Raw genomic sequence first — 13,528 nt, 5'->3', positions numbered from 1 at the left:
TTTCTGTCTCGTGAAAAGGCGTTTCACTTTGTTTAAACAAACATAGCCTTCACAAACACACTACTATGTGTTAAAATGACTAATCATATATTTAAATCTTTTAAAGACAAAGAAAAGCTATGTTTCTATGTGTTTAAAATTTTATTGCCACAGATTACCAGATTATCACAGATTTAAAAAATCATTTTAATCTTGTAATCTGTGGCTGTTTTTTTTCAACACAATCCATCCTAAAATATTCTAAAATAATGAAAAAATACACTTTCCTTTTTTTATCTTTAGTATACTTAACAATGAGTTGTTCTGGCTCAAAATCAGTTTCAATGAATAAAGAAAATACTTCGAAGACACCTTTCGTTTGGGAGGGAGCAAATGTTTATTTTTTACTTACCGATCGTTTTTACAATGGAGACACTTCCAACGATGTTAATTTTAACCGAACCAAAACGCCGGGAAAATTACGCGGCTTTGAAGGAGGCGATATCATAGGAATTACCAAAAAAATTGAATCCGGATATTTTGATAAATTAGGAATAAACGCTATTTGGCTTACGCCGATTGTCGAACAGATTCACGATGGTGTTGACGAAGGAACTGGGCTTAGCTATGGCTTTCATGGTTATTGGGCAAAAGACTGGACAGCATTAGACCCTAACTTTGGAACCAAAGAAGATTTGGCTAATTTGGTAAAAAAAGCTCACGGACACGGAATCAGAATTGTTTTAGACGGCGTTATTAATCATACAGGGCCGGTAACTCCGGAAGATCCTGTGTGGCCTTCTGACTGGGTAAGAACAGGAGTTGTCTGCGACTACAAATCTTTTGAAAACACTACGATGTGTACTTTGGTGGAGAATCTTCCAGACGTAAAAACCGAAAGCAATCAGGAAGTTGAACTGCCTCCTTTTTTAATCGAAAAATGGAAGAAAGAAGGACGTTACGAAAAAGAAATTGCTTCGCTTGACGAATTTTTCAAAAGAACCGGTTATCCAAGAACTCCGAAATATTACATCATAAAATGGCTCACAGATTATATTCTCGAATTTGGAATTGATGGCTACAGAGGTGATACTGTAAAACATACCGATGAAAATGTCTGGGCCGACTTTAAAAAAGAATGTGATTATGCATTTGAAACCTGGAAAAAGCATCATCCGCTGGAAATTTTAGATCAAAATCCGTTTTACACCATTGCAGAGGTTTACGGTTATGGAATCAGCGGTGGACAGGATTATGATTTTGGAGACCGAAAAGTAAATTATTTTCAAAATGGATTTAACAGCATGATCAATTTTGAATTTAAATGGAATGCCGCTCAAAACGATTATGAGGGTTTATTTTCTAAATATTCAAATGCGTTGAACAATGACTTAAAAGGATATTCTGTCCTCAATTATATGTCTTCTCACGACGACGGAGATCCTTTTGATCGTAACAGAACTAAAACTATAGAATCAGGAACTAAATTATTACTTTCACCAGGAATGTCTCAGGTTTATTATGGAGACGAATCGGCAAGATCTTTAGTTGTTGAAGGAACTCAGGGCGATGCCACTCTTCGTTCGAATATGAATTGGGATGATATTCAAAATAATCCTGAAACTCAAAAGACGCTTTTACATTGGCAGAAACTTGGGCAGTTTAGAAGAAATCATCCGGCTGTTGGAGCTGGTGTTCATAAATTAATTAATCCGTATCCATATACTTTCTCAAGAACTTTTACCAAAGGCGCTTTTACAGATAAGGTAATCATGGGAGTAGATTTGCCAAAAGGCAGAAAAGAACTTCCTGTTGGCGACGTTTTCCCAAACGGAACAAAACTAAAAGACACTTATTCAAATCAAGAAGTTGATGTAATTGACGGAAAAGTAATTATAGAAAATGATTTTGATATTGTTTTACTAGAGATGATTTAACCGCAAAGGGCGCAAAGTTTTTTTAGCCACAGATTATTAGGATTGAAAGGTTTTTTAAAGATCTGCATTAATCCTAATAGTCTGTGGCTAACTTTTTTTACAAACCTTGTGGCCTTTGCGTAAAACTTTGCGACCTTTGCGGTTAAGAAAAAAACTGTAGAATGCTAAAAATAGCTCACAGAGGCGCCAAAGCCTACGAACCTGAAAATACTTTAAAAGCTTTTCAGAAAGCCTTAGAATTAAATTCAGACGGAATTGAACTTGATGTTCACTTAAGCGCTGACGAACAAATCATCGTAATCCATGACGAAACAATAGACAGAACCACTAATGGAAAAGGGATCGTGAATACTTTTTCTCTGTCTGACTTAAAATCATTTTTAATTGATGGAAAATGTCAAATTCCAACACTAAATGAAGTCTTTGATTTAGTTGATAAAAAATGCTTCATTAATATTGAATTAAAAGGTTTAGGAACTGCTGCGAAAGTTGTTGAGTTAATTGAACAATACATTTCAGAAAAAAACTGGAGTTATAATCATTTTATAATTTCAAGTTTTGATTGGAATATGCTGGAAGAAACATCAAACCTAAATCCGAATATTCCAATTGGTGTTTTAACAGAAGAAGATCTTGATACCGCTCTGGCTTTCGCCGAAAAAACAAAAGCAAAAGCCATCCATCCTGATTATCAGTTATTGAATAAAGAGAATGTTCAACAAATTCAAGAAAAAGGATTCTTAGTTTTATCTTGGACAGTAAACTCTGAAGAAGATATTCAAAAAGTAAAAAGTTATAAAGTAAACGGAATTATCTCTGATAATCCAGACAAAATATAAAGTTTAAGTTTTAGCCATAGATTACACAGATTAAAAGGATTTTTTCGCCACGAATTACACTAATTTTCACGAATTAATCTTTATTCAAATTTGTTCAATTAGCAAGAAATCTGTTTAAATCATTTTAATCTGTGGCAAGAGAAAAAATTAGTGCCAATTCGTGAAATTGCTTCGCCTGTTCGCTATCGCTCGAGTTGTGGCAAAAAAATAAAATATGATTAAAAATTTCGACATAATAATTGTTGGCGGAGGAGCTGCAGGTTTTTTTACTGCGATTAATATTGCAGAGAAAAATCCGAAACTAAAAATTGCCATTTTAGAAAGAGGAAAAGAAGTACTTTCTAAAGTGCGCGTTTCTGGAGGCGGACGATGCAATGTTACGCACGCCTGTTTTGAGCCTAACGAATTAGTAAAGTTTTATCCGCGAGGCGAAAAAGAACTTCGAGGTCCGTTTCATCAATTTTGTTCGGGAGATACCATCGAATGGTTCGAAAAACATGGCGTAGAATTAAAAATTGAAGAAGACGGCAGAATGTTTCCGGTTTCTAATTCATCTCAAACCATAATTGATTGTTTCTTAAAAGCAACCGAAAAATTAGGTATAAAAGTACTGACTGGACAAAGTGTGCAGTCGATCTTTAAAAAAGAGAATCACTGGAAAATTGATACACAAAGCGATAATTTCGCTGCCGAAAAATTAGTAATGGCAACAGGAAGCAATCCAAAAATTTGGGAGATGCTTCAGGAACACGGACACGCAATTGTAAGCCCCGTCCCTTCCCTATTTACTTTTAACATTAAAGATTCCAGAATTAAAGAATTACCGGGCGTTGCAGCCCAAGTTACCGTAAACGTAAAAGATACCAAACTAGAATCGACAGGACCTTTGTTAATTACGCATTGGGGAATGAGCGGCCCGGCAATCTTAAAACTTTCGGCTTGGGGCGCTCGCATTTTACACGATAAAAATTATCAGTTTACGATTTTCGTCAATTGGTTAAATGATGTTGATTTTGAAGATGCCGAAAAAACCTTAAAAGATCTAAAACAAGAACATGCTAAAAAAGCAGTTTCAAAAAAATCTCCCTTTGATTTTCCAAATCGTTTATGGGAAAGTCTGGTTTTGGCTTCTGGAATTGATGCAGAAACAAAATGGGCTGATTTATCTAAAAATCAATTGCAGAATTTAACGCTTCAACTTACAAAAGCCGAATTTAAGGTAAACGGAAAAAGCACTTTTAAAGAAGAATTTGTAACCGCGGGCGGTATCGATTTAAAAGAAATCAATTTTAAAACCATGGAAAGCAAAATTCACCAAAACCTTTATTTTGCCGGCGAAATTGTAAATATCGACGCTATTACAGGAGGTTTTAATTTTCAAAATGCATGGACAAGCGGCTTTATTTTGGCCAATAATATATAAATAGAATGAAATTTAAAGGAATTATTTTTGATTTAGACGGAACCTTAGTAAACTCATTGGAAGACATTTCAGACGCAATGAATACGGTACTTCAAGGTCTAAACTATCCAACTCATACTTACGAAACGTATCAATATTTTATAGGAAGCGGTTTGCGAAATTTGGTCAGCAAAGCTTTACCTGCTGCTAATAATAATGAAGAGCAAATTCAAATTTGTTTTGACTGCATGGTTAATGAATATCGCAAAGCTTGTACGCTCAAAACAAAACCCTATGACGGCATTTTAGAATTATTGAACAATCCGGCTTTAGGAAATATTAAAATGGCTGTTTTTTCGAATAAAGCAGACGAATTGACCAAAAAAATTGTTTCAGAAATATTTCCAGGGCATTTTGATGATGCAATTGGTTTAAGCACCGAAGCGCTAAAAAAACCAAATCCGTTTGAAGCTGTAGAAATTAGTAAAAAATGGAATTTAAAACCCGAAGAAATTCTTTTTGTAGGCGATTCTGATATTGATATGCAAACCGCAATAAACGCTAATATGTTTCCGGTTGGGGTTACATGGGGTTACAGAACTGAAGAAGAATTAAAAAACAGTGGCGCGAAATTGGTTGTCAATAGAGCTTCAGAATTAATTGAAATATTGTAATCGTGAATGCTGAATTACAAAAACAAATATTGTCGATTGCTTCGTTTTCTGAAAAAGAAATCGAAAAGATCGATTCTTGTTTTGAATATGAAAAATGTACGGCTAAAGAATTTCTTTTTTCCATGGGGAAAATCAGCAGCAAAATCTTTTTTATTGTCGAAGGTTTAGCTCGTGTTTACTACTTAAAAGACGGAAAAGAAATCACCACTTATTTAAGCTGCGACGAAGGTTTTATTGCTTCATATTCCAGTTTCATCAATCAATCTGTTTCTTTTGAGAACATACAATGCATCGAAGATTGTGAAGTCCTTTCGATCACTTTCGAAAAAATGCAATTTCTATATAACGAAGTCCCTAATTGGGAACGTGTTGGAAGAATTTTAGCGGAACAGAATTACCTTTGTATGGCAGACAGAGTTTTAAAACTTCAAATGATTCCTGCCAAAGAAAAATATCAAACTTTTTTAGCTTCGGCTCCAGCCAAAATAATTAAGCGGACACCTTTAATTTATATCGCTTCTTTTCTAGGAATTACTCCAGAATCACTGAGCAGAATCCGTCAGGATATTTCTTAACATTTATCAAGTGGATTGAAGAATCTAATTCGAATCTTTGTCAAAATAAAATTTGAAAAGATGAAGAATATTGCCAAAGACGTTTATCAAATCCCATTATTCCCAAGAAATGCCATCAACTGTTATTTAATTGAAGATGTTTTAATTGATGCAGGAATTAGAACATCTGCCAGTAAAATATTAAAATCAATTAAAGACAAACTCGTTACCCAACACGTATTAACGCACGCACACGCCGATCATCAGGGAAGCAGTAAAATAATCTGTGAAACTTTGAACATTCCTCTTTTATGCAGTCAAGCTGAAAAAGAATTTGCCGAAAACGGAAATGTAATTACAGAATACCCAAATCCAAATCATATTATTTCAAAATTTCAGAAGAATTTCTGGGCAGGAAAAGGTCATCCTGTTTCTAAAACCCTAAAAGAAGGAGATAAAATTGGCGAATTTATTGTTATAGAAACACCAGGACACTCAAGAGGTCATTTATCTTTTTTCAGAGAAAAAGACGGAATTTTGATTGTTGGAGATGTTATGACTAATATGAATCTGCTCACAACAAAAACCGGGTTACACGAGCCTCCTCATTTGTTCACAGCTGATAAAGAAACTAATAGAAAATCCATTCTGAAATTAGCTTCATTAAAACCAAAAATACTTTGTTTTGGCCACGGTCCAGTTTTATTTAATAATGGACAATTGGAGAAATTCACAAACTCTATCTTGTTTAATTAACAAGAATTTACAGATTCTGTAAGTTTTCATTAAGACAATTCTAATAATTTTACTTTCAACTAAATACCACCAGATGAAAGTAAAATTACTCACCACAATTTCTTTTTTCACTTATCAGTTAAGTATTTCTCAAACGGAAAAACTACTAAACGGAAAAGTCCTTTCGCAAAACGTTCCGCTTAATAAAGTAGAAGTGATTAATAAAACGGCCAAAACCAGCACGAGAACAAATGAACTTGGTGAGTTTTCTATTTTAGTAAAAGAGAGAGACAGTTTACTTTTCTTTTCAAAGGATTATTTTTTCAAAAGATTAAAAATTTCCCAAGAAAATATAGATCAAAATAATATTTCTGTAAATATGATTTTGAAACCGGAAGAACTGGATGAAATAGTGATTACCAATATTAAACTTCCTCATGTTGGTGCTGCAGACGAAAACTCTACCGTGATTTCAAAGCCGGCACTATCTAATCCTGGCGTTTACACCGGCGGCATTACCAATGGTGCTGATTTGCTGGCTATTTTTAGCTTATTTATGAAAAAAGATAAAAAAGCTAAGAAGATTAAATCCAAAGAATTAGATTTTAAAAAATTAGCGGAAGCGACTGTCCCGATGGATTTTTTTACAAATGATTTAAAATTAAAACCTGAAGAAAAAGATTTATTCCTTCAATTTTGCGATGCCGATCCTAAGGCCGAAATTTTAGTGCAGCAGAAAAATTTACTTTATACAATGGACTTTTTATATGCTAAAAATCGAGAATTTAAAAAACTAAATTCTGAAACCAAAAACTAAAATTTCCTCTATGAAAGTAAAATTACTTACTACTATTTCATTTCTGACTTATCAGCTAAGTACTTCACAAACAGAAAAAGTAATTCAGGGCAACGTCGTTTCTAACAAAGCTCCTCTTAATAAAGTCGAGGTTATCAATAAAACTGCCAAAATCAGTACAACTACCAATGAATTGGGAGAATTTTCGATTTTAGTAAAAGAGAAAGACAGTTTATTGTTTTTTGCAAAGAATTATTTATTTACTAGATTAAAAATCACCACCAAAGATATTGAGAACAACAATCTCTTCGTTAACATGATTCTAAAACCTGAAGAATTGAATGAAGTTATAATAAATAAGGTTGAATTTGATAAAGTTAAGATTAGTGCTGATGATGTTGCAAATGTATTAATCACTAAAAATGCCAAAGATTTATTCTGGAATACAGGAGTTAGTGATAATTCAATTAGAGAAGCGCTTCGAGTTTCATTCCCTTTAAAAGGTAAGAAGAAGAAAACAATTGAAGTTGCCGACGACCGTTTTAAGAAACTGGTTATTGCTGCTTGTCCTCCAGATTTCTTTCTAAAAAATTTAAAAATAAAACCTGAAGAAAAAGAGCTTTTTATTAATTTCTGCGACGCAGACCCCAAATCAAAAACACTTTTAGAAGATCCGAATGTTTTGGCTACAATGGATTTTTTATATGCTAAAAATAAAGAGTTTAAGAAGCTGAAATAGACTTTTTTAATTTCTTCCATTTTAAGAAAAATACAATTAAAGCGATCAGCAATACGATACTTACTATAGACAAAACTAGTACGCTTGTTTCGATCTGGTATAAGTAATCCGGATGAACAATATTTTTACTTTCTCGTAAATCTCTTAATTGAGCACCGTAAGTTCCTGCTTTTATGCGATAATAATCAAATCCGCTTTGCGCACTATTAATCATTCTCGCTACGATTAAATCTCCATCGTAGCCATAAACTCGGGCAGTTCTGTAAATCTGAAGTGCATTTTCGTTTTCTCCTTTTAATTCAGTAAGATTTGCCAGTTCAAAAAGCAGTATCGAAATAACTTTATCTTTTGGTTCTATAAATGACATTCGCTCATTTACCTGATAATAAATAGATTGAAGCAATTCGTCTATTTGAGTTTTAGACAATTTGGTTTGAGGTTCGCCTTTATTTCCAAAATTCGTATTAATTAAAAACTGACCAGAAATATCTTTTAAATTCTTGATTTTAGCTTCTAATATTTTTAAATGCAGCCATTCGGATCCATTGTGAGATTCAGGATTAATTTCAATAGATTTTTTAATTCAGGTATAGGCTTTTTGATTTTCGCCCATCAATTCATAAAGCGTTCCCATATTGGATGCTGTAGAATATCGATTAGGTTCCCTTTTTTCGATATTCAAATATAAATTTAAAGCTTCCTGATATTTCCCCAAGACTATTAAAAGATATCCTTTGTCTGATAAATAATCGAGATCATTTGTTTTTTTGTATAAACTATCAAGTTCAACTATTAATTTAGGGAAATCCCCAGAAAAAAAATGATGTCCAACAGGAACAAAGCCGTCATAATCTTGATACGCATAAGCTCCATTTTTAAGAATTTTCGATTCTCCATTCAAACAAGCAAACGTTTTAAAAGAAATTAAAACTAAAGCAATAACAAAAACCTTGAATTTATTCATAAAGTAATAAAATATTGATTAAACCTGGAACAAAGAAAAACCTGAAACCTGAAACTAAAAATCTATTTATTCAACCACCAAATACTGGCATTCAAAATCGTCGCAAACCCAACCCAGGCAAAATACGGAATCAATAAATATCCGGATATTTTATTGATTTTGATGAATTTTAAATACGTTTCATAAATCATCAGCCATAGAAGAATTATTTCTATTAAAGCCAAAAGCGGATTTTTTAATCCGAAAAATAAATAGGACCAAATGGCATTGAGCGTTAATTGAATCAAAAAGAAAAGAAGTGCTGTTTTTACCTTTTCGGTTTGTTCTTTTATTTTATCCCAAACTAAACCTGCTGCAATCGCCATAAAAATATAAAGCACTGTCCAAACCGGCATGAAAATCCAATTTGGCGGATTAAAAACAGGTTTTACAATCGTTGGATACCATGATTCTACACTTGGTCTTGTAACGGTGCTGGCAGAATATCCTACTGTTAAACAAATTACTAAAGCTATAGCGATTTTTATAAACTTATTCATGATATCAAATTTTGAATTCAAAAATATTCAAAAGAAAATTTAAACCATATACGTTCTATAAGTTCATTTGAGCAAAGCCCGCTTATAATATCTTACATAACTTATATGGTGAAAAAATTATCTATTATGGTGAAAAAACTATCTTTGCCAAAATTTATAATTCATGTTTACAACAGCTGATTTTATTCCAAATCCATATACTTCAACAATCGAAAACGGAAATTTTGAATGGAGCGCTCCCAGCAATATCGCATTAGTTAAATATTGGGGGAAAAAAGACAATCAGATTCCCGCAAATCCTTCGGTAAGTTTTACTTTAAACAATTGTAAAACGATTACAAAATTGGCTTTCTCAAAAAAAGGCAATAATGAAAATTTTTCTTTTGATTTACTTTTTGAAGGAAAACCAAAAGAAGATTTCAAACCAAAAATCCAGAAGTTTTTAGAAAGAGTTGAAGTTTATCTGCCTTTTTTAAAAGAATATCATTTTACGATTGATACACAAAATACATTTCCGCATAGTTCCGGAATTGCATCTTCGGCTTCAGGAATGGCGGCTTTGGCAATAAATTTTATGAGTTTGGAGAAATTGCTAAATCCTGAGATGACGGATGAATATTTTTATCAAAAAGCTTCATTTCTTGCCCGTTTAGGTTCAGGAAGTGCCTGCCGAAGTGTAAAAGGAAAAGTAGTTGTTTGGGGAAATCAAGCGAATATTCAAGAAAGTTCGGATTTATTTGGAGTTGAATTTCCTTATACCATTCATGAAAACTTCAAGAATTACCAGGACACTATTTTATTGGTTGACAAAGGCGAAAAACAAGTTTCGAGTACAGTTGGACATGATTTAATGCACAATCATCCGTACGCTGAAAGACGTTTTGCTCAGGCACACGAAAATTTAGATCAGTTAATCAAGATTTTTGAAAGCGGTAATTTAGAAGAATTTATCAAAGTTGTAGAAAGTGAAGCTTTAACTTTGCACGCCATGATGATGACATCCATGCCGTATTTTATTTTGATGAAACCAAATACGCTGCAAATTATAAATGCAATCTGGAAATTTAGACAAGAAACACAGATTCCAGTTTGTTTTACACTGGATGCCGGTGCAAATGTGCATGTACTTTATCCCGAAAACGTTAGCAATAAAGTATTGCAATTTATTCAGGAAGAATTAGTTGTATTTTGTCAGAATGGTCAGTACATTTGCGACAAAATTGGAGAAGGCGCTTTATTAGTTGATAATTAACAATTGTTAATTAATAATTGATTAATTTTATGGAGAGAAAGAACATTATTAAAGAAAAATCTTTTGCTTTTGCAATTGATGTTGTTAACCTTTATAAAGTTTTAGCTGAGAAAAGAGAATTTGTATTATCACGACAGATGTTACGTTCAGGCACATCCATTGGAGCGAATATCAGAGAAGCTGAACATGCGCAAAGCAAAGCAGATTTCATTCATAAATTATCTATTTCTTTAAAAGAGGCAAACGAGACTGAATATTGGTTAGATTTGCTGTATGAAACGAAATATCTATCTGATATAGATTTTTTAAATATTAAACCAAAAATAACAGAGCTTTTGCGATTACTAACAAGTATTGTAAAAACTTCAAAAAACACATAATTATCAATTGTTAATTATTCATTTTCAATTATGAAAGGACCCTTATTTTACTCAAAAATATTACTCTTTGGAGAATACGGAATTATCCGCGACTCTAAAGGACTTTCTATTCCTTATAATTTTTACAACGGTGCTTTAAAGAAGTCTGAAGAACCTTCTGCCGAAGCCGTTGCATCAAATAAAAGCTTAACAAGTTTTGCCTCTTACCTTGAAGTCTTACAGTCACAACAGCCGGAATTGGTTACTTTTGATTTAGAAACTTTAAAAAATGACGTAGCAACCGGAATGTATTTCGATTCCAGTATTCCTCAAGGATATGGTGTAGGAAGCAGCGGTGCTCTTGTAGCTGCGATCTATGATAAATATGCAACAAACAAAATCACGGTTTTAGAGAATTTAACACGCGAAAAACTACTACAATTAAAAAATATATTTGCTCAAATGGAAAGCTTTTTCCACGGAAAAAGTTCTGGTTTAGATCCGTTAAACAGCTATTTGAGTATCCCGATTTTAATTAATTCTAAAGATAATATTGAAGCAACCGGAATTCCGACTCAAAGTTTTGACGGAAAAGGCGCTGTGTTTTTATTAGATTCTGGAATTGTAGGCGAAACAGCACCAATGGTTAACATTTTTATGGAAAACCTAAAAGACAAAGGTTTTCGTACTATGCTTAAAAACCAATTCGTGAAATATACTGATGCTTGTGTAGAAAACTTTTTACATGGCGACATGAAATCTTTGTTTACCAATACTAAAAAGCTTTCTAAAGTTGTTTTAAATAACTTTAAACCAATGATCCCGGAGCAATTTCACGGAATCTGGCAGAACGGAATTGACACAAACGATTATTACCTAAAACTTTGTGGTTCTGGAGGCGGCGGTTATATCCTTGGTTTTACGGAAGATTTAAAAAAAGCAAAAGCTTCTCTAAAAGACTATAAACTAGAAGTTGTTTATCAATTCTAAGAACTCTTAAAAGCCGAAGTTATTTGAGTAGATTTTCATAAGTTTTCACCCTAAAAAGTTATTTATTATTATGAAAAGCATTTTAAAAATAATTAAAGCAACTTTTTTAGGAGGAATTTTATTTTTGGCACCTTTAGTCGTCTTACTGATTATTCTTGAAAAAGGCTACGGAATAATTCAAAAAGTAACTCTTCCGCTTGTCAATCACCTGCCCAGAGTGCATGTTTTAGGAATTGCAATTCAGGAACTTGTTGGAACCCTAATTTTAATTCTCATTTGTTTTACCGCAGGCATACTTGCCAGAACAGCCGGAGCAAAAAAAATGATTCAGAAATTAGAAAATGGCGTATTAAGCTTTGTTCCCGGATATTCTTTCATGAAGAACATGAATGAAAATATGATGGGATTTGAATCTAATGAAAATTTAAAAGTGATTCTTGTTCCTACAGATGCCGGCTGGCAATTTGCTTTTTTAATAGAACAAATCGACGAAAACAATTTTACTGTTTTTATTCCCGATGCCCCAAACCCATGGAGCGGTTCTGTTTGTTTTGTAGAAAAGAAAGACATTAGAGAAGTTGGAATTTCTCAAAAACAAGCTTTAGCCTGCATTCGTAAATTAGGTTATGGCTCTAAAGAATTGTTAAAAAACAAGCTCTAAATTTCAGGTTTAAAAAATATCCTTTAACTTCAAAATCTAATTTAATCCTAATCCACAATTTATAATCTATGTTAAGCAGACAACACAAACTTTTAGTAATGAAAATTGTTAGTTTGTTTTCTGTGGTACGCGGTTATAACATCCCGATTATTGTTTTGGCTCAGTATTTATCGGCGATTTTTATTCTGGCTCCGGAAAAAAGAGCTCTGGATATTCTGCTCGATTTTTATTTGTTTTTGATTGTATTTGCTTCAGCGGTTACAATTGCTTCGGGTTATATTATCAATAATTTTTACGACAGCCAGAAAGATTTAATTAACCGCCCTAATAAATCCATGCTGGACAGATTAGTGAGCCAGAAAACAAAACTGACTGTTTATTTCAGCCTTAATTTCCTGGCGGTTTTAATGGCGTCAATCGTTTCGTGGCGTGCTTTTTTATTTTTTTCGGCTTATATTTTCCTGATTTGGTTTTACTCTCATAAAATAAAGAAATACCCAATTGTAGGGAATTTAACTGCCGCATTTATGGCTGTAATTCCGTTTTTTGCCATTTTATTGTATTTCTACAATTCGATTTCATTTGAAGAAATTGAAAATCACAGAAGCCATTTTGCTGTAATTTCAGCGCATGCCATGTTTTTGTTTTTATTGCTTTTAATTCGGGAAATGATAAAGGATCTGGAGAATTTAAAAGGTGATCTGGCCAACGATTATCATACCATTCCAATTAAGTTTAATGAAAAAGTTTCGAAACAAATTATAACAGTTTTGACTTTTTTAACCATAATTCCGGTTTATATTTTGGTCAACATTTATGATGTTGGCTATATGGATATTTACTTTTATGTATGTTTCATTGTTTTACTTTTTTTCCTGCTTTATTTGTGGAGATCAAATTCTAAAGAACAGTTTTTATTACTGCATAATGTTTTAAAATTCCTGATCGTTTCAGGCGTTTTCTGCATCGTTTTGATTAACCCGAGTGTTTTGTGGCACGGACGTCAATTGATTTCTACGTTTTAGATTGTTTCATCGTTGCAGGCTTTTCTTTTTTGCAAATGTTTTCTTTGAGCAACTTTGTGAATAGCTAAATGCTAAAAAAGAAA

The 13,528-nt window shown here is 32.9% G+C and carries 16 protein-coding genes; 13 read left to right on the top strand and 3 right to left on the bottom strand.

Annotation, left to right across the window (positions count from 1 at the left end):
• Nucleotides 1–248 precede the first annotated feature (248 nt).
• From BKM63_RS07980 to BKM63_RS07945, 8 genes are all read left to right on the top strand, one after another.
• Nucleotides 249–1,916 carry an alpha-amylase family glycosyl hydrolase gene (locus BKM63_RS07980; protein WP_071636080.1) on the top strand — a complete coding sequence of 556 codons (1,668 nt, stop codon included), beginning with the start codon at nt 249–251 and terminating at the stop codon, nt 1,914–1,916.
• A gap of 161 nt (nt 1,917–2,077) precedes the next feature.
• Nucleotides 2,078–2,755, top strand: coding sequence for a glycerophosphodiester phosphodiesterase (locus BKM63_RS07975; RefSeq protein ID WP_071636079.1), 678 nt, complete (start codon nt 2,078–2,080; stop codon nt 2,753–2,755).
• A 214-nt stretch (nt 2,756–2,969) separates the two neighbouring features.
• Entirely contained in the window at nt 2,970–4,178 is a 1,209-nt protein-coding gene (locus BKM63_RS07970; protein WP_071636078.1) for an NAD(P)/FAD-dependent oxidoreductase, read from the top strand.
• A 5-nt stretch (nt 4,179–4,183) separates the two neighbouring features.
• A complete protein-coding gene (locus BKM63_RS07965) occupies nt 4,184–4,831 on the top strand; it encodes an HAD family hydrolase (RefSeq protein WP_071636077.1) in 648 nt (215 codons plus the stop codon).
• Between the two features lie 2 nt (nt 4,832–4,833).
• On the top strand, nt 4,834–5,406 hold the full coding sequence (locus tag BKM63_RS07960) for a Crp/Fnr family transcriptional regulator (RefSeq protein WP_071636076.1): 573 nt from the start codon (nt 4,834–4,836) through the stop codon (nt 5,404–5,406).
• A 60-nt stretch (nt 5,407–5,466) separates the two neighbouring features.
• Nucleotides 5,467–6,141 (top strand): MBL fold metallo-hydrolase, encoded by a 675-nt coding sequence (locus tag BKM63_RS07955; protein ID WP_071636075.1) that lies wholly within the window; start codon nt 5,467–5,469, stop codon nt 6,139–6,141.
• 73 nt (nt 6,142–6,214) lie between these two features.
• Nucleotides 6,215–6,937, top strand: a complete 723-nt coding sequence (locus BKM63_RS07950; protein ID WP_071636074.1) for a hypothetical protein — start codon at nt 6,215–6,217, stop codon at nt 6,935–6,937.
• 10 nt (nt 6,938–6,947) lie between these two features.
• Complete coding sequence (locus BKM63_RS07945; RefSeq protein ID WP_071636073.1) at nt 6,948–7,655, top strand: hypothetical protein; 708 nt, start codon at nt 6,948–6,950, stop codon at nt 7,653–7,655.
• On the opposite strand, the gene BKM63_RS07940 is transcribed toward BKM63_RS07945, so the two are convergent.
• The 3 genes from BKM63_RS07940 to BKM63_RS07930 form a co-directional block, all read right to left on the bottom strand.
• Nucleotides 7,639–8,082 (bottom strand): hypothetical protein, encoded by a 444-nt coding sequence (locus tag BKM63_RS07940; RefSeq protein WP_071636072.1) that lies wholly within the window; start codon nt 8,080–8,082, stop codon nt 7,639–7,641. The genes BKM63_RS07945 and BKM63_RS07940 overlap by 17 nt on opposite strands.
• A 156-nt stretch (nt 8,083–8,238) precedes the next feature.
• Nucleotides 8,239–8,619 (bottom strand): tetratricopeptide repeat protein, encoded by a 381-nt coding sequence (locus tag BKM63_RS07935; RefSeq protein WP_071636071.1) that lies wholly within the window; start codon nt 8,617–8,619, stop codon nt 8,239–8,241.
• A gap of 62 nt (nt 8,620–8,681) precedes the next feature.
• The gene (locus BKM63_RS07930; protein ID WP_071636070.1) at nt 8,682–9,158 is read right to left on the bottom strand and encodes a TspO/MBR family protein; all 477 of its coding nucleotides are present in this window, start codon (nt 9,156–9,158) and stop codon (nt 8,682–8,684) included.
• Between the two features lie 163 nt (nt 9,159–9,321).
• Between BKM63_RS07930 and BKM63_RS07925 the strand changes: the two genes are divergently transcribed.
• The 5 genes from BKM63_RS07925 (at nt 9,322) to BKM63_RS07905 (ending at nt 13,445) form a co-directional block, all read left to right on the top strand.
• Complete coding sequence (locus tag BKM63_RS07925; protein ID WP_071636069.1) at nt 9,322–10,410, top strand: diphosphomevalonate/mevalonate 3,5-bisphosphate decarboxylase family protein; 1,089 nt, start codon at nt 9,322–9,324, stop codon at nt 10,408–10,410.
• 29 nt (nt 10,411–10,439) lie between these two features.
• Nucleotides 10,440–10,790, top strand: coding sequence for a four helix bundle protein (locus BKM63_RS07920; RefSeq protein ID WP_071636068.1), 351 nt, complete (start codon nt 10,440–10,442; stop codon nt 10,788–10,790).
• 30 nt (nt 10,791–10,820) lie between these two features.
• On the top strand, nt 10,821–11,759 hold the full coding sequence (locus tag BKM63_RS07915) for a mevalonate kinase family protein (protein WP_071636067.1): 939 nt from the start codon (nt 10,821–10,823) through the stop codon (nt 11,757–11,759).
• Between the two features lie 70 nt (nt 11,760–11,829).
• Entirely contained in the window at nt 11,830–12,420 is a 591-nt protein-coding gene (locus BKM63_RS07910) for a DUF502 domain-containing protein (RefSeq protein ID WP_071636066.1), read from the top strand.
• Between the two features lie 68 nt (nt 12,421–12,488).
• Nucleotides 12,489–13,445: a geranylgeranylglycerol-phosphate geranylgeranyltransferase gene (locus BKM63_RS07905; RefSeq protein WP_071636065.1), complete on the top strand. Its 957-nt coding sequence runs from the start codon at nt 12,489–12,491 to the stop codon at nt 13,443–13,445.
• Nucleotides 13,446–13,528: the final 83 nt, after the last annotated feature.

The sequence above is a fragment of the Flavobacterium johnsoniae genome, from assembly GCF_001879205.1.
GTDB lineage: Bacteria > Bacteroidota > Bacteroidia > Flavobacteriales > Flavobacteriaceae > Flavobacterium > Flavobacterium johnsoniae_A.
This window is presented reverse-complemented; position numbering and strand designations above follow the sequence as displayed.

Excerpts from the sequence above, each read along its gene's own strand:
- BKM63_RS07915 (WP_071636067.1), top strand. The coding sequence starts at position 10,821 with ATGAAAGGACCCTTATTTTACTCAAAAATATTACTCTTTGGAGAATAC.
- BKM63_RS07950 (WP_071636074.1), top strand. The coding sequence starts at position 6,215 with ATGAAAGTAAAATTACTCACCACAATTTCTTTTTTCACTTATCAGTTA.
- BKM63_RS07905 (WP_071636065.1), top strand. The coding sequence starts at position 12,489 with ATGTTAAGCAGACAACACAAACTTTTAGTAATGAAAATTGTTAGTTTG.
- BKM63_RS07910 (WP_071636066.1), top strand. The coding sequence starts at position 11,830 with ATGAAAAGCATTTTAAAAATAATTAAAGCAACTTTTTTAGGAGGAATT.
- BKM63_RS07965 (WP_071636077.1), top strand. The coding sequence starts at position 4,184 with ATGAAATTTAAAGGAATTATTTTTGATTTAGACGGAACCTTAGTAAAC.
- BKM63_RS07955 (WP_071636075.1), top strand. The coding sequence starts at position 5,467 with ATGAAGAATATTGCCAAAGACGTTTATCAAATCCCATTATTCCCAAGA.
- BKM63_RS07975 (WP_071636079.1), top strand. The coding sequence starts at position 2,078 with ATGCTAAAAATAGCTCACAGAGGCGCCAAAGCCTACGAACCTGAAAAT.
- BKM63_RS07920 (WP_071636068.1), top strand. The coding sequence starts at position 10,440 with ATGGAGAGAAAGAACATTATTAAAGAAAAATCTTTTGCTTTTGCAATT.
- BKM63_RS07925 (WP_071636069.1), top strand. The coding sequence starts at position 9,322 with ATGTTTACAACAGCTGATTTTATTCCAAATCCATATACTTCAACAATC.
- BKM63_RS07970 (WP_071636078.1), top strand. The coding sequence starts at position 2,970 with ATGATTAAAAATTTCGACATAATAATTGTTGGCGGAGGAGCTGCAGGT.
- BKM63_RS07945 (WP_071636073.1), top strand. The coding sequence starts at position 6,948 with ATGAAAGTAAAATTACTTACTACTATTTCATTTCTGACTTATCAGCTA.
- BKM63_RS07930 (WP_071636070.1), bottom strand. The coding sequence starts at position 9,158 with ATGAATAAGTTTATAAAAATCGCTATAGCTTTAGTAATTTGTTTAACA.
- BKM63_RS07935 (WP_071636071.1), bottom strand. The coding sequence starts at position 8,619 with ATGAATAAATTCAAGGTTTTTGTTATTGCTTTAGTTTTAATTTCTTTT.
- BKM63_RS07980 (WP_071636080.1), top strand. The coding sequence starts at position 249 with ATGAAAAAATACACTTTCCTTTTTTTATCTTTAGTATACTTAACAATG.